Genomic DNA, 21393 nt, shown 5'->3' with positions numbered 1-21393 from the left:
CGATGGCGGCCGGTGATGCCGCCGCAGTCCTCGCTATCTACCAGGCTGGCCTGGAAACGGGGCAGGCCAGCTTCGAAACCCGGGCACCGGACTGGGAGACGTTCACCGCCGGCAAGCTGCCCGACCACCGGCACGTCGCCGTCGACGTACAGGACCGGGTCCTCGGCTGGGTCGCCGCCTCCCGGATATCCGCCCGACCGGTGTACGCCGGGGTCGTCGAGCACAGCGTCTACATCCACCCCGCCGCCCGCGGTCAGGGTGTCGGACTGACCCTCTTGCACGCGCTGATCGCGTCTACCGAAGCCGCCGGGATCTGGACGATCCAATCCGGCATCTTCCCGGAGAACACCGCGAGCCTCCGGCTGCACCAGCGCGCCGGCTTCCGCACGGTCGGCACTCGAGAACGCGTTGGACAACACCATGGCCGGTGGCGCGACGTCGTGTTCATCGAACGACGTAGCCCCACCATCACCTGACCAGCCACGAACAACACGCCAATCCGGCTTCGGCGATTTCCGAACCACAGAGGAGTACGCCACGCACGACAGCCCCAGCCAGCCCGTCGTGGTGATCGGCGCCGGCCCGGTTGGACTGGCCGCCGCCGCGAACCTCCACGAACGCGGGCTCCCCTTCCTTGTCCTCGAAGCCGGGAACGGCCCCGGCGACGCGGTACGCCAGTGGGGACACGTGCGGCTGTTCTCCCCGTGGCGGTACAACACAGACTCCGCCGCCCGTGGTCTCCTGGAGAGCGCCGGCTGGCGGGCCCCAGACCCGGACGTGCTGCCCACCGGCGCCGACCTCGTCGACCGGTACCTTGCCCCGCTTGCGCAGCTGCCGCTCATCGCGCCGCACATCCGCTACCACGCCCGCGTCATCGCGGTCACCCGACTGGGCCTGGACCGCGTCCGTACCGCCGGCCGCGAGAACACGCCATTCCTGATCCGCCTTGCCGACGGCACCGACCTGACCGCTCCCGCGGTCATCGACGCCTCCGGGACCTTCACCACCCCCAACGTGCTGGGTGCCTCCGGCATCCCCGCGCACGGCGAAACCGACCCCGATGTCACCGCTCACATCGGCCCCGCGATGCCCGACGTGCTCGGCGCCGACCGGAACCGCTACGCCGGCCGGCACACCCTCGTCGTCGGCGCCGGCCACTCCGCCGCCAACACCCTGCTCGCCCTGGCCACCCTCGCCGAACAGGAGCCCACCACCACGATCACCTGGGCCATCCGCGCGGCCAGCCCGGCCGGCACCTACGGCGGCGGGGACGATGACGCGCTACCCGCCCGCGGCGCGTTGGGCACCATCCTGCGCGAGCACGTCCATGCCAACCGGATCCGGCTGCTCACCAGCTTCTCCGTCCACCGGCTGTTCACTGGTACCAGCGGTGGTGTCGAGGTCACCGGCGTCTCACCGGACGGCACCGAACGGACGGTCAGCGCCGACCGGATCGTGTCCGCGACCGGGTTCCGCCCCGACCACAGCATCACCGGTGAACTGCGCCTGGACCTGGATCCGATCCTCGGCTCCGCCAGGGCCCTGGCCTCGCTGATCGACCCCAACCAGCACTCCTGCGGCACCGTCCCACCCCACGGCGTCGACGAACTCAGCCACCCCGAGCCCGGCTTCTACGCCGTCGGGATGAAGAGCTACGGTCGGGCCCCCACGTTCCTCATGGCCACCGGCTACGAACAGGTCCGCTCCATCGCCGCCGCCCTCGCAGGGGACTGGGATGCCGCCCGCGACGTCCACCTCGACCTGCCCGAAACCGGCGCCTGCTCCAGCAGCTTCGTCGTCGATGAGGACGGCCGGATCCAAGGCGAGAGTGCCAGCGCCGGCTGCTGTGGCGCTCCTGCGGCCGAGGCCACCGGGCGCGGGTTGGCCACCAGCATCAACGGTGGCCTACTGTCCGCGCCGCTGACCCTCATCCCCGTCGGCGCACCCAAGGCCGACCAGGCGGGCGGCTGCTGCTCGATCGTCGACCTGCGAATCCATCACCCGCGGAGGATGAGATGACTGCCTATGCGCCGCAGGTACCGGGGGACGCCACCCGGATCCGGTTTGAGGCAGAGTACTCACCTGGGCCGTACCCGACGGTATTCGACAGCCCTCAAAAGGCGCGTAGCTACCTCCATGACCACCCTCGGCTGTGGCGGGCTGGGAGTATGACCGTGGATCGCGGCCCACACCCGGTCGCGTGGGGTCGGTTCTGGTCGTTCTGGGACGACGGGCTGTTTCTGCCGCGGGTCGAGGCGACGATCAGCGCGGCGATGTCCGTACCGCCGGTGGCGGTGGAGGCGTTGCAACTGGTCGCCGACGCGGGAAACTGCGCGCATGTGCCGGCGGCACTGTTGCGCCCGCTGGTCTCGGTCGTGCGGCACAGCGCGCAGCGACTGTCCGGCTGGACGGTCAGCCAGAACATCTACGACTACTCGATGAGTCTGACCCGGCACGACTACACGTTGAACGGCGGTGCGAGCCACCAGGTCTGGCAGGTGGCTGTGCGGTGGCACCGTGACGACCCTGACTGGGATGCCAACAGCGTCTACGACGGCAGGTTCCACAATGTCTACGCCACCGAGCGGGAGGCGAGGCAGGCGCCGGAGGGCGACTACCGACACGACTCGATGCGCGGGTCTGAACAACGCAATCCCGAACTGGACCTGGAATGAGCGGCGGCGGGTTACGTCGAGCCGGCCGGGGCTAGGCCGCGGTCGCGGAGGGCTCGGCGGGGCTATGCCGCTGCCGCTGCGGCCCGAATCTCGCGTACCGCCTCGTCGATGCTGCCGTGCCACGGCGTGCCGTGGCCGGGGAGCAGCCAACTGGCCTGCAGCCCTTCGAGCCGGCTCAGCGAGTCCAGCGCCTGCTTCGGGTCGTCGGTGAACGGCGCCGGCTGCGGTCCGCGCTGGCCGGTCAGCACGTGACGCGTGGTCAACCCATCGCCCACGAACACCGCGTCGGCAACGGGGACGTGGATGGCGATGCTGCCCGGTGAGTGGCCCGGCAGCCCGATGACGTGCGGGGCGCCGGGCAGGTCGAGCACCTGACCGTCGGTCACCTCGACCACCTCCGAGAGGTAGGTCGTGCGCAGCCCTCCGTGGCTCATCGCGTATGCCATGAACCGGGCCGTCGCGCCCAACCGGATGCGCCCCCAGGACGCCTTGGCCTTGAACTCGCCGCGCGCCCGGGCAGCGTCCGCGGAGTGCACGTAGACCGGAACGCCGTGATCCCGCCGGATCCGCTCGGCGAACCCGATGTGATCGGTGTCTCCATGGGTGAGGATGAGCCCCCGGACCTCGTCCAGCGAACGACCCATGCCCGCCAGTTCCGCGGTGAGATCTCGCCAGTGCCCGGCGAGGCCCGCGTCGATGACGGTGATGCCCTCGGGGGTATCGACGAGGTAGGCGGCGACGATGTCGTTGCCGATGCGGTACAGGGACGGGCCGAGCTTCATGATGAGTCCTGTCGGTGAGTACGGGCGGCGTCAGTTGGCTATACTACATATCCCAAAAGCTAATGGCAATAGCCAGGCAGCTGACGACCGCCGGGGAAGCTGGGTGAGCAAGACGTGCACCAAGGTACCGGGAGCCGTGAGCCGCCCGCCGAAAATCGGTTGACGGCCGCGATACGTTAATCCTCCGTGTCTCCGAACGGGTGGGGGTCCTGAACCGCCCACCTCAAGGAGCACGTTCATGCGCCGTTCGCCCGCTCTGGCGTTCCTGCTCATCACCGTCTTCATCGACATGCTCGGCCTCGGCATCGTGGTGCCGGTCGTACCGGCGTTGATGACCACCATCACCGGACACGCGGCCAGCGCCGCGCACTGGTCCGGCCTCATCGACGCGTCGTTCGGCGTCACGCAGTTTCTCGCCTCGCCATTCCTCGGGCGGCTGTCCGACCGGTACGGCCGCCGTCCCATCCTGATCCTGGCCATGTCCTTCCTGGGCGTCGACTGGCTCGCCCACGCGATCGCGAACACGCCCGCCACCATCCTCGCGGCGCACGCCGCGGCGGGTGCTCTCGGCGGAACGATGACGGTGATCAACGCGTACCTCGCCGACATCACCGAACCCGCCGACCGCCCGCGGGCCTACGGGTACGTGGGTGCGGCGTTCTCGGCCGGGTTCGTGGCTGGGCCGGTCCTCGGCGGGCTCCTCGGCGGCGTCAGCGTCCGGCTGCCGTTCCTCGTCACGGCCGGGCTGGCGGCAACCAACGCGGCGTTCGGCCTGCTGGTACTGCCGGAGTCACGCCCCGGCGACCGGCGGACCGGCATCGGCTGGCGGCTGGCGAACCCGTTCAGCGCGATCGCCTCGATGCTGCGCCGGCCGCAACTGAGGCATCTCGTCATCGCCCGGCTGCTCGGCGACATCGCTCGGATGGCCAACCAGGTCATGTGGGTCTTCGTCATGGTCGCCCGATTCGGCTGGCCGACCGCGAAGGTCGGCGCCACCCTCGCGGTCAGTTCCGTCATCGGCGCGGTGGTGTCCGCCCGTGTCTCGGGCCCGTTCGTCCGGTGGCTCGGCGTGCGGCGCGCGTCGGTGGTCTGCTCGCTCGCCGGCGCGGCCAGCCTGGCCGGCTTCGGTCTGGTACCGACCGGATGGCTGATCCCGCCGTGCATGGCCGTGGGCGCGGTCTCGGCGATCGGGGGCACCGCGTCGCAGTCGTGGATTTCCGGGCTGGCGCACGGCGACGAGCACGGCACCGTCCAGGGAACGCTGACCGGGATCAGCGCGATCGCGGAGACCACGGTCCCGGTCGCGGCGACCGGGCTGTTCGCGTGGTCGCTGCGGATCCCGATGCCCGGCCTGGTCCTGGTGGCCGCGGCCGCGTTCGCCGTCGCGTCGGCCGTGACGATGTCCCGGTCGCCCCGGTCACATCCGGCCGGCGCCGAGCCGGTATAGGACTCGCCGCCCGACCGTGTGGTGGATGGTCTGCGCGACGATCCAGCCATCGGCCGTGGAACATCCCGCGCCAGCTACATCACGGGTGCCGTCATTTCCGTGATGGCGGCGTCGGCATGGGCCACTGACATCGGCACTTGGCAGTCGTGACTGTGTCACGGCACCGGGGATCGCTCCTGGCCGTCGGGACGCTGGTCGTGAACGTCGATGGGACGTTCGAAGAACGACTCCAGTACGACGAGGGTCTGAGTGCTGGTGACTCCGTCGATGGCGAACAGGCGCCTCAGTACGGCTTGCAGGTCTTCGGTAGTGGCGGTGCGAATCTTCACCAGCACGCTCGCCGCGCCGGCGATGATGTGAGCCTCCTGGATCTCAGGTATGGCGGCGAGCGCGTCACAGGTGGCCGCGTCGCCCATCCACGCATTGGCGCCGAGCATGACGAAGGCGAGCACGCCACGTCCGACGGCGGCGGGGTCGACGTCGACGGTGGTGCGGCGGATCACGCCTCGCTCGCGCAGCTTGCGCACTCGTTCGTGCGCCGAGCCTGCGGACAGGCCAACCGCGTCGCCCAAGGCCGCGTAGGACTGGGCCGCGTCGCGCTGCAGCCGTGTTAGCAGGGCGCGGTCAATACCATCAACCATCAGGTGCCTATCGTGATCTGGGTAGCAAACAGCTTGACCATACCAGATTCGGCGGTCATGCTCTCCATCAAAACCCCGTTCCGCATGGAGGGTCGCATGGCTGACATTGTCCCTGCCGAGTTCCGGCTGCTGGATGAGCGATTCCGGCACCTCGACGGCGACTTCGTCCTGGAAGTCCTGCACGGCGGGGCACGCAAGACGGAAGGCCCGGCATACTTCGCGGCCGGCCGCTATCTGGTGTGGAGCGACATCCCGAACGATCGGCTGCTGCGCTGGGACGAGACGACCGGCGCGGTTGGCGTGTTTCGCCAGCCCTCGGGATACGCCAACGGCAACACCATCGACCGGCAGGGCCGGCTGATCACCTGCGAGCAGGGAAACCGGCGGGTGACCCGCACCGAGCACGACGGCACGGTTACCGTGCTGGCGGACCGCTACGACGGCAAGCAGCTCAACAGCCCCAATGACGTTGTGGTGCGGGCCGACGGCACGATCTGGTTCACCGACCCGGCCTACGGCATCGACAGTGACTACGAGGGAAACAAGGCGGACTCCGAGTTCGGCGGCTCGTGCTACGTGTTCCGGCTCGACCCCGTCACCGGGGACCTGCGTGTGGTCGCCGACGACTTCTGCCGCCCGAACGGCCTGGCCTTCTCACCGGACGAACAGCAACTGTTCATCGCCGACACCCGGCAGGAACCCAGCCACATCCGTGTCTTCGACGTCACCGCCGACAAGACCCTCAGCGGGGGCAAGATCTTCGCCGAGTGTGACAACGGGCGCTTCGACGGCTTTCGCATCGACGACACCGGCCGGCTGTGGGCCGCCGCGTGGGACGGCGTGCACTGCTTCGCCCCCGACGGCACCCTCATCGGGAAGTTGCTCCTGCCCGAACCGGTCGCCAATCTCACCTTCGGCGGACCGAAACGCAATCAGCTATACATCACCGCCGGCCGCTCCGTGTACACGCTGCGGGTCACCTTCAACGGCGCCCACTACCCTCGACCCGCCGACAGCCAAGGGCGGTGAGCCGCGCCATGCACATCCACCAGGAACAGCGCACACCGATACGGCAACTCCAGCACCGAATCGCCCGCGGACTACGCGTCGACGCGGACTTCGACCCGCACCGCGACACCGCCCGACGAATCGCGTTCCTTGCCGACGCACTGACAACCACCGGCCGCACAACCCTGGTGCTGGGCATCAGCGGCGGCATCGACTCGGCCACCGCCGGCAGACTGTGCCAGCTCGCCGTCGAGCAGGTACGCCGCACCGGAGGTGATGCGACCTTCATCGCCATGCGGCTGCCCTACGGCAGCCAAAGCGACGAACACGACGCCCAGGCCGCTCTCGCCTTCCTCCGCCCCGACCGGGTCTTGACCTCGAACATCCAGAGGGCCAGCGACGCCATGCTGGATGACCTGCTCGCCGGAGGCATGACCCTCCGCGACGCCCGCGAGCAGGAATTCGTCCTGGGCAACATCAAAGCCAGACAACGGATGATCGCCCAATACGCGGTGGCCGGCGCGACCGGCGGGCTCGTCGTCGGCACCGACCACGCCGCCGAGGCCGTCACCGGATTCTTCACCAAACACGGCGACGGTGCGGCCGACCTCCTGCCGCTCGCCGGGTTAACCAAGCGCCGGGTGCGTGCGATCGCTGACGCGCTGGGCACACCGCCTGCGCTAATCCACAAGACGCCGACCGCCGACCTCGAGTCCCTGCGCCCGGGAAAGCCTGACGAGGAGGTCCTCGGAGTCACTTACGACGACATCGACGACTTCCTCGAAGGGCGGGCTGTGTCGCCCGCCGTCGCCGCGGCGATCCATCACCGCTACCACAGCACCGCGCACAAGCGCCTACCGCCGGCAGCCCCAGCGGAACTGCCCACAGAAGATCAGACCTCGGAGTCACAACCCACTCCGTCGCAGCGGTGACCGGGCATACCGGTGAAGCCTGAAGCCGGCCAATGCGCGCACTGCTGTCTGCGGAACGGGTTGTTGTCGCCGCGGAACGGCCGTTATGCGTACGCCGGCGGGGCGATCGATGTGGGTCCTCTGGTGAAAGCGAATGGGTCCCAGATACTGTGACGCGCGGCGTCAACGTCACCGCCGCGAGGGACAGCAATAGTCCTCACCGGCGGCCGAAGGCAGCGAGGTGGAAACCTATCCTCTGCCGATGACCTGCCTGCGCCCAATGTGGGAGCACCGCCTCTGACCAGCACGGATCGGAGGCGGTGCTCCCATCGTCAATGCTGGAAACAGAATTCCCGACATGATGTAGTGCCATTCGGCCCCACATTATGTAGTGCCTTTTTCCACCACGTCTTGTAGTGCCCGGAGAATGCTGTTGGCCTTGTTGATGACGGGTCATCGGAGGCACGCAGGAATTGTTCCGGAACGGTCATCGGTGGTTTAACAACCGTTCCATCCATCCTCGTTACTGGGTCGCGCAGCTTCGGCAGAGTTCGGCATTGCCAAGATCGCCCATCGATTGGGGTGCATTCTCACATGCCTGAACTCACCAGGCGTCGGCTGCTCGCCGGCAGCGCGGCCGCGGCCGGCGCCGGCGTAGCGTCATCTCTCCTGCCGGTCAGCGTTCAGAAGGCGCTGGCCAAGGACGCGCCGCGACGCTCGTCGCTGCGCGACATCGAGCACGTGGTCCTGCTCATGCAGGAGAACCGCTCGTTCGACCACTACTTCGGCACCATGGCCGGCGTCCGCGGCTTCGGCGACAAGCACGCCATGAAGCTGTCCACCGGCCGCTCGGTGTTCTACCAGCCCGACCCGGTCAACCCGGACGGCTACACACTGCCGTTCCACCTCAACACCCGGACCAGCAGCGCCCAGGCGATCCCGTCGACCAGCCACGCCTACAGCGTTCAGCACCAGGCGTGGAACAACGGGAAGATGGACAACTGGCTGCCCGCGCACCGCGCCGCGGACAAGGCCAACGGCCCGTACGTGATGGGCTACTACACGCGCGACGACATCCCGTTCCAGTTCGCCCTCGCCGAGTCCTTCACGCTGGGCGACAACTACTTCTGCTCGATGATGGGCCCGACCTGGCCGAACCGGCTGTACTGGATGACCGGCACGGTCGACGCCGACGGCAAGTTCGGCGGCCCGATCACCGCCAACAACACGCCGAACGGTCCGTACCGGTGGACCACCTACGCCGAGCGCCTGCAGGCTGCGGGCATCAGCTGGAAGGTGTACCAGGAGACCGACAACTACGGCACCAACATGCTGTCGGAGTTCGCTCAGTTCCAGGCGGCGAAGCCGGGTGACCCGTTGTACGACCGCGGCATGGTGACCTCGCCGCACGGCCAGTTCGAGTACGACGCCGCCAACGACAAGCTGCCCACCGTGTCCTGGATCCTGCCCACCAGCGTGCAGTCCGAGCACCCGGCCTACCTGCCCGCAGCCGGCGCCGACTACGTGGCCAGCAAGATCGAGGCGATCGCGTCGAACCCGAAGGTGTGGGCCAAGACCGCCTTCATCCTCAACTACGACGAGAACGACGGCCTGTTCGACCACGTCGCCCCGCCGGTACCGAAGCCCGGCACCCCGGGCGAGTTCATCCAGAACCTGCCGATCGGGGGCGGCTTCCGGGTACCGCTGATCATCGTGTCGCCGTGGACCGCGGGTGGCTGGGTGGCTACCGAGCAGTTCGACCACACCTCGGTGCTCCAGTTCCTCGAGCAGCTCACCGGCGTGCACGAGCCGAACATCACCGACTGGCGCCGGGAGACCTTCGGCGACCTGACCTCGGCGTTCCGGTTCCGGGACGCGATCAAGACGGCTCCGAAGCTCCCGGGTACCGCCGCCGGCCTGGCCGCCGCCCAGTATGAGGTGGCGAACCTGCCGAAGCCGGCGTTGCCGGGTGCGGACCAGTCGCCGCCGGTTCAGCAGAAGGGCCACAAGCCGCAGGTGCCGTGACCTCACGGGCATGCGGAGGGGAGCCGGGAGCGAACAACGCTCCCGGCTCCTTTCGCCGCGGGTGTCCGGGCGACGATGGGTCAGGTGTTGCCACCGGTGTTCAGGCGTTGCTCGCCAGCGGGGATGGAGCAGGGGTCGCCCCCGGCGTTGGTCAGGCCCGAAGGGCTGAGCGACCAGGTGGGGATGGCGCCTCCGCTGTAACCGGAGACCAGGTCGTTGTAGAAGAAGCGATTGTGGTACTCCGCGCACTGCCGCTCGGTGCCCGGGTTGTCGATGGCGCACGCCTGGTCGCAGAACTCACCGCGGTAGTACGAGTTGACTCCGGCGTTGATGAACTGGTTGTGCTCGATGGTGTTGTCGTTGCTGCGGTCGCGCACCTTCACCGGATCGCTGCTGATCAGGCGGAACTTGCTGTTCGTGACCGTGTTGTCGCTGCTGAAGTGGGTGATGTACGCGCCGTGGATGTAGCCGCCGTAGGAGCCGCCGTTCTCGATGTCGATGAACAGATTGTTGTCCATCACGTTGTTGGACGAGTTGGTGAGCACGACCGCGCCCCAGCCGTAGTGGCCGCCGGCCCACTTGCTGCCCAGGTGGGTGAAGAGCATGCCGTACATGGTGTTGCCGTTGAGCCCGGCGCCGGCCTGCTGGTACATCGGCGGGTTGTAGTTCTCGTCGTCCACGTCGCGCTCGGAGTCGCCCCAGATCGAGATCCCGCCCGCGCCGTAGTACTGCACCTGCAGGTAGTAGAAGCGCAGCCCGCTGTCGCCGCCGTTGTAGAGCGGATCGGCCGGATCCGAGGGCAGCTTCGGCTGGAACCAGTACCCGTCGGGGTACACGCCACTGGCGTTCTTCTTGTTCTGCATGATGGGCCTGCCGGCGACCGGGGCCGGATCGCCGACGTTCCAGCCGACGGGCAGGAACGAGATTGTGTGCCCGGGCACGTAGAACCGCCAGTCCTGCATGGGCGGCGCGCTGTACGTGCCGGTGGCGATCCGCACCTCCACGTCGGTCGTCGGCTTCTGCGCCTGCAGCACCTGCTGCACGCGTACCAGGCTGTAGACGCTGGTGGTCGGGGTCATGCCGTCGTTGCTGTCCGAGCCGGACGCCGACATGTAGACCGTGAAGACGTCTGCGGCCTGGGCCGCCGTTGCGGGAAGCGCGAGTGACAGCGGTAGCAGTGTCGCGAGCGAAAGAAGCGTTCGCCAGACGGTGCCTCTGAGCAGCTTCACGGAAGCCTCCTTAGCGGGGGTCAGTAGGTGAGGCGGATCGAGCGGGTGGCCCCGGCCGCGCCGCTGACGTTGACGGTCACCTTGAGGGGGTTGAGGCTGACCACCGTCACGTTGGGGTCGGCGGTCACCACGGATTGGGCGGCGACGGCGAGGGTGAGTCGGACCTGGGTGGCCTTGTGGGTGGGGTCGGCCACGGCGAGGGTCAGCTGCCCGCCCTGCTGCACGACCACCACTGAGCCGGCGTCCTGGCTGGTGACGATCGAGGCGGTGCCGGCGGCCCAGAAGTTGATGCCGAGTACGCCGGAGGACAGGCAGCGGGCCGCCTGCACGGTGGCCGTGTTGGCGATGACCTGAATGTTCGGGGTCTGCGCGTACTGGGCGGTCTGGTCCGGGGTCGCGGTGGGCAGGATGACGTAGGCGTAGGAGGCGTTGGTGGGGTTGACGCCGTGTTCGATGAACGCGCTGAGGTAGTTGCGGGTGAGCTGGGCGGTCTGGTCGGCGTAGAAGCTGTTCTTGTTGATGTCGGTCCAGCGGCCGGTGCGGGACTGGCGCCAGAAGTCGACCTGGGTCGGGGTGGGGAAGATGTAGCCACCGACGCCGGTGATGTGGATCCACTTGGTGCCGGCCAGTTCGGCCCAGCCGGGAGCGGCGACGATTTCGGCGCCGTTGGCCAGTAGCTTCTCGGTACCGGTAATCTTCCGGCTCTCCACGTAGGTGTTGATCCGGCGGCCGTCGGTGGCGGTGATGCCCGCGCCCAGGGCAACCACCTCGTCGTCGAAGCAGAACCACGACTTCTTCGCCACCAGCGAGCAGCCCTGCGCGTCGAGGTTGAGCCCACCGGCGGTATAGCGGCCGAGGGCGTTCGCTCCGCCGGCCCAGTTGTAGCCACCGAGGTAGCCCTTGCCCTCGGCGTCGGTGCGCGTGCGGGTGTCCGCGGTAGTACCCGGGATGCGCGTCGAATCCACCGTCGGCCAGTAGGCGTCGGAGAACTCAGTGCCGTTGCCGACATAGAGGTAGGTCGCCCCATCGGCGGTGCACCAGCCGTGCAGATTCTCGCTGTTGATCGACTCGTAGTTGCCGATCCGGCTGGAGAACATGCCGATACCCAGCGCCCAGTTCGCCTGCCGATGCACGATCCGGTCCTGGTTGTTGTACACCCGACTGCCCACCAGCGGCCCCCGCCGCCCAATCGTGCTGTCGTCGCGTAACGCGGCGGCGGTCAACCGCAACGGCACATCCCGGTCGGGCAGCGGGTCACCGGTCCCGTCAGCGAGGATCCACTCCTTGAGCACCGAACGCAGCCACGGCTGCTGGGCGTCGGGCACTGCCGGTACCAGGTCAAGCGCGGCGGCCAGGATCCCCGAGGCCCAGTAGGAGTTCTGCTGATCCGGCCGGGCGATCGTGCGGCCCATCACCGTGTCCATGATGCAACCACGCCAGATCAGCGGATCGAACGCATCCCGGATCCACTCGGCCACGATCGCGGCGTCGACCTGCCACTGGGTGCCTGCCACCGTCGCCAGCAACGGTGCCAACGCCTCCAGCAACAACTCCCCATACGCCCCCGCATACGGGTAGCAGCTGTGCTGGATGAACGACCCATCCCGGTAGAACCCCTCCGCCGACGTGACGTACACCAGCACCGAGCTCAGACCCGATACGCCACTGGCCACCGTCGTGCCGTTGCCGAGCAGGGCGCCCCGACCAACGACGACGTGTGAGGTCAACGCCCGGTTGGCGGCCGTACCCGACGGCGCCGGAGTGTAATGCGCCGTCGCCCGCCCATATGCCTGCAGTTGGGTACTGGTCAACCTGTCGAACAGGATCACCGCGGCGTCGTTCAGCGCACGCGGCCCACTGATTTCCCACTCGTACCAGTTACCGACCTCGGCGCGGTTCTCGTTGTACCAGTTGGCGACTACCCAATCCAGGCCACCGATCGTGTCGGTCAGCAGCGTCGCGTTACCGAACAGGCCGGACCCCGGCGTCGCCCACGCCAACGCCATTGACCGAAGCCGGGCGAACGAATCGGCGATCGCGAACGACTGCTGCACCGACACTTGGGCATCCGACCACAGATACGAACGGGACGAGCTCTTCGCCATGCTCGACCACCACTGTTGCGCCGTATCCGTCACCTGTGTCGGCACCGGCGCCAGGTCGGGATCATTCGTGTCGTAACCACTGGTCACGTACAATGACCGCCACTGTTGCCGCATCTGCGCGAAGTCGTCCGCGGCCAGGTGATCGGAACCGAACGCAGCGGATGCGGCCGAGACCGCCGGCAAGGCCCCGGCCACGCCGGCTGCGGTCACCGCCCCGGCCCGTAGCACCGTCCGACGGGAGAGGGCATTGGGGTTCTGGCTTCCGGTCCTCATCGGTACCTCCAAGGCATCGGTCGCTGTAGGAGAGCGCGCCTACGACCAGTAGATCTCTGTCGATGGCGGCCAAAGTACCCACCCGGTATTGCCAGGGACCTTGCCAAGCACCTCGCCGTTCGCCACCAGGCCAAAGCACGTGAAAAACGCAGGGCCTTGCCGTCCAATGTAGAGCGGACCGAGGTCGATGACGGGTTGCTCCGCGGCGTGTGCCGGTCCGGCATGGCCTGTTACCGCGCTGTAACCATCGATCCTCTAATATGTCTCGCAACTTCATCCCGGCGGCGGTTGCGACGCTGCGACGGCTTGGCGGCCGACCGCGATTTTGGTCCACACAACGAGTGCCGACCCGGGCCGTGCCGATCGCGGTAGGGCGCCTACTGGCGGAGGTTGGATTTCCATGAAGCTGTCCCGACTTGCCCTCGCGCGCGGCGGTCGCCTGCTCACCGCGGCCTGCGTCATCGGGTTTGCGCTGACCACTCCGGCCGCCGCCGCGGGGCCGGTCACATCGACGGCCACGGCCGAGGTGGTCGCCCCGCCCGCCGGAATGCACCACTACGTGGTGAGCGTCGGCCGGGTGGTCGCCAACGAGGCAACCGCCTGGGTACGCCTCGCGCAGTACACGTTCAATGATGACGGAACGGTGTCCTCGACCCACTGGTACTGGACCCACCGTCGATCCTTCGTCCGGGTCTCGACCGGGATCAAGGCCACCGGGTGTCCGGCGCGGGACTGCTATGTGCGTACCGCCGACGGTTTCAAGAGCACGACCGCGCCCGATGCGCTGAGCGGTACCTACGCGGTCAACGGATCGGCGTTGCGGATCACCTGGGATGGTGGCATCTGGGAGGACTGGACGGTCAGCGAACCGATCGCCGGCAAGCTTGGCAAGCTCACGTTCAGCGCATCCAGCTACGGCCAGACCGCGGGCTGGGGTTATGGCAGCGAGGCGGCATGGAACACTCGGGTGTCGGTTACGCAGATCGCCTCGGACGCCCCTCCGCTACGCAGTGACGGCTACTACTGGAACAACGGCTCGATCAATCACACGGTGTCGACGGGATTCGACCACCCGTGGAAGGTGTGCACCGGCAACACCTGCCTGTCCGACGAGCACACCGCGACTGCCTGCAACCCTCGTGCGTCCGACGGCAAGCCGATGATCGACTACTACCTCACTCTCCCGTATCCCGGTGCCACCGACCGCCGCAACGCTCTGGAGCACTGGTGCGAAGCGAACGCCGACGGCCGTGGCGAGTACTGCTACACGGGCAACTCACACATCAAGCCGATGCTGCAGATCATCGACAGCGACGGACGCTTCCACGGCTGGGTCGGCGTCGAGGCGTCCCCCAACGAGACGGTGCCGAACCAGCAGAGCACGCTGGGCATCTTCGTCGCGGCCGACGACATGTAGGAGTATCACCGTTCTCTGCGGCTGGCAGCCTGAACCGCCGTAGGTGCGGCGGTATCCGTCGCCTCAGTCAGAGCCATCCGTTCTCGCTGGCGATGCGGATGGCGTCAATTCGGTTGCGCGCGGCTGTCTTGTCTATGGCGCTGGAAATGCGGTTGCGCACGGTGCCCTCCGACAGGTGTAACTCGCGGGCGATTTCCCTGATGCTGGCGCCGGTTCCCACCGCGGCGAGTACCTGCCGCTCTCCGCTGGTGAGCGGGCTCGGGCCGAGGCGGTGTGCCTGCGCCGCCAGTCCGGGGTCGATGACTCTGGCGCCGGTGGCACACCGCCGGACGGCCGCGGCGAGCACGTCGACCGAAGCGTCTTTGAGAACGAAGCCGGTGGCGCCGTTGGACAGGGCGCGTTCGAGAAAGCCGGGCCGACCGAAGGTGGTCGACATCAGGATCCTGCACTCGGGCAACTGCTGATGGAGTTGGGCCGCCGCGGTCAGGCCGTCGAGTCCGGGCATCTCGATGTCGATGATGGCGACGCTGGGCCGCACGCGCAGCGCGACGGGCAGTATCTGGTCTCCCTCGGCAACTTCGGCTGCGACCCGAATGTCGCCCTCCCATTCCAGCAGCCTGCGCACCGCGGTGCGGAACATGGTCTGGTCGTCGGCGAGCAGAACGCTAATCGGAGTCACGACGGATGTCGGGGTTGACGGGGATCCGGGCACTGAGCCGGAAACCGGGGCCGGGTGCGGCGGATCCGGCGGTGAGCAGGCCACCGAGGGCTTGGACGCGCTCGCCAAGTCCCCGCAGGCCGGTACCGCTGCCGTTGCGGTGCGGAGTCTGGCCGTCGTCGGTGACCGACACGGTAACGGTGCCCTCACCGCGTTCGAGGCTGATGCGGCAGTTCTTGGCCTGGCTGTGCCGGATGACATTGGTCGTGGCCTCGCGGATGATCCAGCCGCAGGCCGCCTCCACCTCCGGGATGAGGGCTCCGTGATGATCGCGCAAATGCAGGGCGATGCCCGACGCCTGCAGGGCGATCCTGGCGCCGGTGAGTTCGGCGTTGATGGTGAGTTGGCGGTATCCGCTGACGGTATCGCGCACCTCGCCCAACGCCTGCAGGGTCAACCGACGGACTTCACCGACCTCAGCGGCGGCCTGGACGTCGCCGGCCCGGGCCAGGTGCTCAGCGACTTGAAGCTTGACCGCGATCAGCGAGAGGCTGTAGCCGAGAGTGTCGTGGAGGTCACGTGCGACCCGGGTGCGTTCCTCCTGAGCGGCCAGCTGAACCTGTAGCACCCGGGCGGCACGCAGCTGTCGGTTGGCCAGGCTTAGGGAGCTCACCATCGTCGTGCCGAGCCCGGCGATCAGTGCTGGCAGGGCAGCGACCGTGGCCGCCGACAGTTGAACCGAGAGCCAGACCGACAAGCCCGGCAGCGGCACAGGGGTCGAACCAGGCCGTGAGGCCGTCTGACGGGCCTGCCCGTCGGACGCGGTCCCCGTCTGGCCCGAGCCCGGGCCGGGCGAGCGGAGCGCCACGAACGTGGTTGCGGCGGCGATGAGCAGTACTGCGGGCACCGCAACGCGGGGGCGCAGCGCGGCGCCGACGACGACGACTGTGTACAGCCACAGGTTGACTGAGCGGAAGACGGCCTCGTCGACCACGGCCAAGGCGGCCAACGCGGTCAGGCATGCCGTCACGGTACGGGTGACGCGCTCGTGCGGCCAGATCCTCAGCCAGTACAGCAGGTACAGCGCGCCAGCGGAAACGACGATGACGGACTGGAACGGGGTCCAGTGGGCGTCGGTCTCGGTCGTGACCGCCGTCGTGCTGATCGAGCCGTGCCCCGGTGTGACCACCGACAGAATCAGTGGCAGCAGCGCGAGGCCGGCGACCACGCGCACGAGCACCACGGTCCGTGCTCGCGGGGGCGTCGCGCTCATCGCCTCTCCAGTGCTTCCCAGGTGACTGTTGCTGAGACCGCCGACCGGACTCACGGGTCAGGGGCCCAACGATAGCGCCGCGCCGCGCCGCGTCGTAGCTGCCCGCAGATTGTGGTGACATTTTCTACTGTCGAGCGCGCAACGCGCCCTCTAGCTTTGTGTTGCCGCGGTTGGCTGTCCACCGCACGGCTTGCGACAGGCGCGGAATGCAATGCACCACCACGCCACCGATACACCCGCGCCCGATTCGGGTGACCTGGCGTTTCCTCGAGTGACCGCAGTTCCTGGAACGAACGCTGTCGCTGGAGCGAACGTCGAATCCACGAGATGGAGGGAAGACGGCGACATGCAGATCACGCCGGCCGTAGCGCCGACACCCCAGACCTCCCGAGGACGTGGCCAGCCGCGACGGGTCGGTACGGCGGCAGCCGTGCTGGCGGGAATCATGTTCATCGTCGCCGGTTGCGCGCTCGGCTCGGCACAGCCTGACCCAGGGAATAGCAGTTCGGGGGGAATACGGGCGAGCTCCGGCAGCGATCAGAATTCGGTGAGCACCGGGGCCTCCGCCCCGCCCGGCAGCGGGCAGGGCGGGTCGGTCGGCAGCTTCACCGTCGAATTCGCGGCGTGCATGCGCGCCCACGGCGTACCGAACTTTCCCGATCCCAACGGCCAGCCCGGCCAGCTCGGGCCGAACAGTGGGATCGACCCGGGATCGCCGCAGTTCCAGGCGGCCATCAATGGCCCCTGCAGGCCGCTGGCGCCATCGCAGTGGCTGGATTCCGGATCGGGCTCCGGCCCGAACAGCGCACCCGGTGGGCAGTGACGCGATCGCTGGAATGCGCAGACCCGTCTCTGCCGAACGAATTCAACGCGGCCGGCTGAAAGAGTGCCGGACAAGGAGGGTGTGACATGTCGAGTATCCCATTCAGTCGGCGCGGCGGGGAGGGCGGATAGCGTGTTCCTTCTGTTGTATCTACGGCGTGAATTGCGGCGACGGTTGCGTCAGACCGTCGTCATCGCCCTCGGGCTCGCGGTGGGGATCGGCCTGGTGGTCACCATTACCGCCGCCACCGCCGGGGTCAGGAACGCGCAGGCGGCCGTCCTGCATGCGCTGTACGGGATCGGTACCGATATCACGATCACCATGGAGCCACCGCCGCCACCGAAGCCGGGCTCGCCACAGGCCAGCGACTTCGGCCTGACCCCTGGTGCGAAGGACCAGCAGCTGGACCTGCTCGGGTTGCCACCCGGCTTGGGCCTGCTGGACGAGGCGTCGGTGGCGTCGGTGGCGCGGCTGCGCGGAGTAACCGCGGCCGCCGGCGGACTGTCGCTGGTAGACCAGAAGCTGACCGTACCTTCGGCGGCCAGCCTCGGTCCCGGTGGCAAGCCACCGGCGAGCGCCTTTCCGACGACGTCCACAGTGGACGGGGTGGATCTGACCCACCCGCACCTTGGCCCGTTCGCCTCGGCCCAGGTCGGTTCCGGGCGTTCTCTCACGGCCACCGATGCCGGCTCGAACGTCGCCGCGGTGGACTCCAGCTATGCCGCGACCAAGGGGCTGACCGTGGGGTCGACGATCATCATCGGCTACACGAAGTTCAGTGTGGTCGGAATCGTCCGCCAGCCGCGCGGTGGCGGCTCCTCGGACATCTATATCCCGCTCGCCCGCGCCCAGGCCCTGGCGAAGTTCAAGGGCCTGGCCAACCTGAACGACAAGGTCGACACGATCTATGTCGCGGCGGCCAACGCGTCGACCATCGATGCCGTGCAGAAGGAGATAGCGACCCTGTTGCCCTCGGCTACGGTGACCTCGTCGGCCAGCCTGGCGAACGCGGTGACCGGTTCGCTGGCAGGCGCGGCCAGCCTGGCCAATCAACTGGGTCGATGGCTGGCGATCGTGGCGCTGATCGCCGCGTTCGCGGTGGCCAGCCTGCTGACGGTTGCGGCTGTGGCCCGGCGGGTACGCGAGTTCGGCACGCTCAAGGCGTTGGGCTGGCGAAGCTCGCGGGTTGTCGCCCAGGTGATGAGCGAATCGATTGTCACTGGCATCCTCGGCGCGGTGGCGGGCGTCGCGATGGCTTTCGGCGGGGTCTCCGTGATCAACACACTCGCCCCGACGCTGTCGGCCACCGTCGCCCAGAACCCGGGCTCCGCCCCGCCGCAAAACGTCTCGCTCAATGACAGCGGCATGCACCGGCAAGTGGCGCAGGGCGCTACGCACACGGTCGCCGTGCACATGACCGCGCCCGTCACCGTGACCGCCATCGTGCTCGCCATCATCCTCGCGATCGCCGGTGGTCTGATCGCCGGATCCTTCGGCGGCTGGCGGGCTGCCCGGCTGCGCCCGGTCGAGGCCCTGGGCCGGGTCGAATGATCAACGATCAGAGCAATCCGATGGGGAGAACATCATGTACACGCTGACCGGAGTCACCAAAAATTATCGCAAGCGCCGCGAGACCATCGAGGCGTTGCGCGGCGTGGACCTGGACATCGCGGACGGCGAATGGCTGGTCGTCCAGGGCCGCACCGGCGGCGGCAAGAGCACGCTGTTGCAGATCCTCGGCGGCCTCGACCGCCCCACCCGCGGGACGGTCACCTTCGACGGCCGCGACCTGACCAGCCTGCCCGAGAGCACCGTCACTCGGGTACGGGCAGCCTCGATCGGGTTCATGTTCCAGGCATTCAACCTGATCCCCACCCTCACCGCCGCCGAGAATGTCGAGGCGGCCCTGGTTCCGCTGGGCGTGAAGGTCGAGCAGCGACGCGCCCAGGTCGCAGGGGCGCTGGACAGCGTCGGGCTCGGCGACCGGGCCCGACACCTGCCGTCCGAGTTGTCCGGCGGCCAACAGCAGCGGGTGGGTATCGCTCGGGCTCTGGTCAAACAGCCGAAGGTACTGCTCGCCGACGAACCCACCGGCAACCTCGACGAGGACACACGCGACGAGATCATCTCACTGCTTGAAAGGCTGTGGCGGGAACAGCATCTGACCCTCGTGCTGGTCACGCACGACACGGCCATCGTCGAGCGCGCGCCGCGCGTGGCGGAGATCAGGAACGGCTGCCTGTCCATCCGCCAGGACACCGGGACTCAACCGTCCTGAGTGATGCGGTAGCCAACTCCTGGGAGTGTGTCGATGACGGGTGGTTCGCCGAGCTTGCGGCGTAGCCGGCTGATGGTGACGGCGATGGTCTTGGTGAAGGGGTCCGCGCGTTCGTCCCAGACCTGTTCGAGCAGCCGTTCGGCGCTCAGTGGGGCCGGCGTTGCGCGGAGCAGCGCTTCGAGGACGCCGAATTCCTTGGCGGTGAGGTCGAGCGGCTGCCTGTCGCGGGTGGCGGTGTGGTACAGCGGGTTGAGTTCGATGCCGCCGGCTTTGAGGATGTGTGGTCGCGCGGTGGGTCGGCGCCGGGCCAAGGCCCGTACTCGCAGCACGAGTTCGGGGAAGTGGAAGGGTTTGGGTAGGTAGTCGTCCGCGCCGAGGCTCAGCCCGGTCACCCGGTCGGTGTTGGAACCGGCGGCGGTGAGCATGAGGATCATGGCTGGGTCCTCGGAGCGGGTGATCGTCCGGCAGAGGGTGTCGCCGTGCAGTCCCGGTACGTCGCGGTCGAGCAGGACGACGTCGTAGCGGTTGAGGTCGAGCTTGGCGGCGGCGTCGAGGCCGTCGTAGCTGATGTCGACGGCCATGCCGTGGTCGCGTAGTCCCTCGGCGATGTCGTCGGCGAGGCGGTGGACATCTTCGACCACGAGCACTCTCATCGTGGATTCTTCGATGCCCGGGCCGGCGTGGCGGATGGTAGGTCGATGGCGGCGCGCAGTCCGCCCTGGGGCCGGGCGGTGAGGCGGAGGGTGCCGTTGTGAGTGGCGGTGATCGCGGCAACGATCGACAGTCCGAGTCCGACGCTGCCGGTGGTGGTGCGGTCGGCGGCGGGGCGGCGGAATGGCTGGCCGAGGTGTCGCACGTCTGCGTCGTGCAGCAGGGGCCCGGTGTTCTCGACCACCAGACGAGCCGTGGGGTTTCCGGAGCCGCAACTGTCGACGCGGCAGTCGACGTGAACATAGCCGCCGGGATGGTTGTAGCGCAGGGCGTTGTCGAGGATGTTGTCGATCAGGCGTCGGAGCAGTGTCGGGTTTCCGGTGACCTCGACGGGGGCGAGCGTGTGGTCGATGCGTACGCCCAGGTCGGCCGCGCGCCGCTCGCGGGCGGCCAGCGCGGCGGCGGCGAGATCGGTCAGCGAGACCGTGGCGTCCTTGGCGGGCGTGCCCTGGCCGGCGCGGGCCAGGGTGAGGAAGCTCTCGATCAGCCGGTCGGCCTGATCGAGTCCCTCACGGAGCTTGCCCGCGAGTACGGTGACCTCTCGGGGTATGGGTTGAGGTTTGCCTTCGGCGACGTCGAGCGAGGTCCGCATCATCGCCAGCGGGGTGCGTAGCTCGTGGGAGGCGTTGGCGACGAAGCGGCGTTGGGCCTCGAATGCGGTCTCCAGGCGGGCCAGCAGCCTGTCGATGGTGTCACCGAGGTCTTTGAGTTCATCGCGTGGGCCGGGTAGGTCCAGGCGCTCGTGCAGGTTCTCCTGTGAGATCCGCTGAGCGGTCGCGGTAATGGTGCGCAGCGGGTGTAGCACCCGGCCGGCTACCAGCCAGCCGAGCCACATGGACACCACCGCCATGATCGCTAGGGCGACCCCGGACTCGACGAGCAACTGGCGCAGGTAGGTGTGGTGCAGCTGCGACGCGACCGAGGATGATGCGCGCGTCGGGGCAGGGCCGAGTGCCCCACCGGGCAGGCCGCTCTGGGTGCCGTGCGGGCCGGTCGGGGTGGTGGTGATCTGGATGTGGGCGGTGGTGTACCGCACCAGGAGGTAGGTGATCGCCAGCAGCGTGAGACCGGACAGGAGAAACAAGCCCCCGTAGAGCAGGGTCAGACGCGATCGGACCGTACGCGACGGCAGCCTCA

The 21393-nt window shown here is 68.2% G+C and carries 19 protein-coding genes; 11 read left to right on the top strand and 8 right to left on the bottom strand.

The annotated features are described in order from the left end of the window. Positions 1-2: 2 nt before the first annotated feature. The 3 genes from Raf01_RS38325 to Raf01_RS38315 all read left to right on the top strand — a co-directional run bounded on the left by Raf01_RS38325 (position 3) and on the right by Raf01_RS38315 (position 2675). Positions 3-476: a GNAT family N-acetyltransferase gene (locus Raf01_RS38325; protein WP_203923005.1), complete on the top strand. Its 474-nt coding sequence runs from the start codon at positions 3-5 to the stop codon at positions 474-476. An 88-nt stretch (positions 477-564) separates the two neighbouring features. Then, a complete protein-coding gene (locus tag Raf01_RS38320; protein ID WP_239134293.1) occupies positions 565-2019 on the top strand; it encodes an NAD(P)-binding domain-containing protein in 1455 nt (484 codons plus the stop codon). 155 nt (positions 2020-2174) lie between these two features. Then, positions 2175-2675 carry a hypothetical protein gene (locus tag Raf01_RS38315; protein ID WP_203923004.1) on the top strand — a complete coding sequence of 167 codons (501 nt, stop codon included), beginning with the start codon at positions 2175-2177 and terminating at the stop codon, positions 2673-2675. 62 nt (positions 2676-2737) lie between these two features. Here Raf01_RS38315 and Raf01_RS38310 read toward each other — a convergent pair whose 3' ends face one another. Beyond that, entirely contained in the window at positions 2738-3457 is a 720-nt protein-coding gene (locus tag Raf01_RS38310) for an MBL fold metallo-hydrolase (RefSeq protein ID WP_203923003.1), read from the bottom strand. A 238-nt stretch (positions 3458-3695) separates the two neighbouring features. Here Raf01_RS38310 and Raf01_RS38305 point away from each other — a divergent pair, with 238 nt between their 5' ends. Then, positions 3696-4904 carry an MFS transporter gene (locus Raf01_RS38305; protein ID WP_203923002.1) on the top strand — a complete coding sequence of 403 codons (1209 nt, stop codon included), beginning with the start codon at positions 3696-3698 and terminating at the stop codon, positions 4902-4904. Positions 4905-5059: 155 nt separating this feature from the next. Here the strand turns inward: Raf01_RS38305 and Raf01_RS38300 are convergent, their stop codons facing one another. Continuing rightward, positions 5060-5545, bottom strand: coding sequence for an Lrp/AsnC family transcriptional regulator (locus tag Raf01_RS38300; RefSeq protein WP_203923049.1), 486 nt, complete (start codon positions 5543-5545; stop codon positions 5060-5062). A 96-nt stretch (positions 5546-5641) separates the two neighbouring features. Here Raf01_RS38300 and Raf01_RS38295 point away from each other — a divergent pair, with 96 nt between their 5' ends. The 3 genes from Raf01_RS38295 to Raf01_RS38285 all read left to right on the top strand — a co-directional run bounded on the left by Raf01_RS38295 (position 5642) and on the right by Raf01_RS38285 (position 9489). Beyond that, positions 5642-6574 carry an SMP-30/gluconolactonase/LRE family protein gene (locus Raf01_RS38295; protein WP_203923001.1) on the top strand — a complete coding sequence of 311 codons (933 nt, stop codon included), beginning with the start codon at positions 5642-5644 and terminating at the stop codon, positions 6572-6574. Between the two features lie 8 nt (positions 6575-6582). Next, a complete protein-coding gene (nadE, locus tag Raf01_RS38290; RefSeq protein ID WP_203923000.1) occupies positions 6583-7485 on the top strand; it encodes an NAD(+) synthase in 903 nt (300 codons plus the stop codon). A gap of 573 nt (positions 7486-8058) precedes the next feature. Continuing rightward, entirely contained in the window at positions 8059-9489 is a 1431-nt protein-coding gene (locus Raf01_RS38285) for an alkaline phosphatase family protein (RefSeq protein WP_203922999.1), read from the top strand. Positions 9490-9569: 80 nt separating this feature from the next. On the opposite strand, the gene Raf01_RS38280 is transcribed toward Raf01_RS38285, so the two are convergent. Together Raf01_RS38280 and Raf01_RS38275 are read right to left on the bottom strand one after the other, a co-directional pair. Next, on the bottom strand, positions 9570-10718 hold the full coding sequence (locus Raf01_RS38280; protein ID WP_203922998.1) for a right-handed parallel beta-helix repeat-containing protein: 1149 nt from the start codon (positions 10716-10718) through the stop codon (positions 9570-9572). 20 nt (positions 10719-10738) lie between these two features. After that, positions 10739-13096 carry a polysaccharide lyase 8 family protein gene (locus Raf01_RS38275; RefSeq protein WP_203922997.1) on the bottom strand — a complete coding sequence of 786 codons (2358 nt, stop codon included), beginning with the start codon at positions 13094-13096 and terminating at the stop codon, positions 10739-10741. 400 nt (positions 13097-13496) lie between these two features. On the opposite strand from Raf01_RS38275, the gene Raf01_RS38270 reads away from it, so the two are divergent. Continuing rightward, positions 13497-14513 carry a hypothetical protein gene (locus Raf01_RS38270; protein WP_203922996.1) on the top strand — a complete coding sequence of 339 codons (1017 nt, stop codon included), beginning with the start codon at positions 13497-13499 and terminating at the stop codon, positions 14511-14513. 67 nt (positions 14514-14580) lie between these two features. Here the strand turns inward: Raf01_RS38270 and Raf01_RS38265 are convergent, their stop codons facing one another. Together Raf01_RS38265 and Raf01_RS50130 are read right to left on the bottom strand one after the other, a co-directional pair. Continuing rightward, the gene (locus Raf01_RS38265) at positions 14581-15192 is read right to left on the bottom strand and encodes a response regulator transcription factor (protein ID WP_444544550.1); all 612 of its coding nucleotides are present in this window, start codon (positions 15190-15192) and stop codon (positions 14581-14583) included. Then, a complete protein-coding gene (locus tag Raf01_RS50130) occupies positions 15179-16444 on the bottom strand; it encodes a sensor histidine kinase (protein ID WP_239134291.1) in 1266 nt (421 codons plus the stop codon). The genes Raf01_RS38265 and Raf01_RS50130 overlap by 14 nt, the downstream gene beginning before the upstream one ends. 547 nt (positions 16445-16991) lie before the next feature. Between Raf01_RS50130 and Raf01_RS38260 the strand changes: the two genes are divergently transcribed. The 3 genes from Raf01_RS38260 to Raf01_RS38250 all read left to right on the top strand — a co-directional run bounded on the left by Raf01_RS38260 (position 16992) and on the right by Raf01_RS38250 (position 19545). Next, the gene (locus Raf01_RS38260; RefSeq protein ID WP_203922994.1) at positions 16992-17267 is read left to right on the top strand and encodes a hypothetical protein; all 276 of its coding nucleotides are present in this window, start codon (positions 16992-16994) and stop codon (positions 17265-17267) included. A 132-nt stretch (positions 17268-17399) separates the two neighbouring features. Continuing rightward, positions 17400-18818 carry an ABC transporter permease gene (locus Raf01_RS38255; RefSeq protein ID WP_203922993.1) on the top strand — a complete coding sequence of 473 codons (1419 nt, stop codon included), beginning with the start codon at positions 17400-17402 and terminating at the stop codon, positions 18816-18818. A gap of 34 nt (positions 18819-18852) precedes the next feature. Beyond that, a complete protein-coding gene (locus Raf01_RS38250) occupies positions 18853-19545 on the top strand; it encodes an ABC transporter ATP-binding protein (protein ID WP_203922992.1) in 693 nt (230 codons plus the stop codon). On the opposite strand, the gene Raf01_RS38245 is transcribed toward Raf01_RS38250, so the two are convergent. Both Raf01_RS38245 and Raf01_RS38240 read right to left on the bottom strand, forming a co-directional pair. Continuing rightward, positions 19533-20198: a response regulator transcription factor gene (locus Raf01_RS38245; RefSeq protein ID WP_203922991.1), complete on the bottom strand. Its 666-nt coding sequence runs from the start codon at positions 20196-20198 to the stop codon at positions 19533-19535. The genes Raf01_RS38250 and Raf01_RS38245 overlap by 13 nt on opposite strands. Further along, positions 20195-21340: a sensor histidine kinase gene (locus Raf01_RS38240; RefSeq protein WP_239134290.1), complete on the bottom strand. Its 1146-nt coding sequence runs from the start codon at positions 21338-21340 to the stop codon at positions 20195-20197. Before Raf01_RS38240 ends, Raf01_RS38245 begins: the two co-directional genes overlap by 4 nt. Between the last annotated feature and the right edge of the window lie 53 nt (positions 21341-21393).

Source organism: Rugosimonospora africana, from assembly GCF_016862975.1.
GTDB lineage: Bacteria > Actinomycetota > Actinomycetes > Mycobacteriales > Micromonosporaceae > Rugosimonospora > Rugosimonospora africana.
The sequence above is the reverse complement of the archived record's forward strand: the minus strand, read 5'-3'. Positions and strand labels throughout refer to the sequence as shown.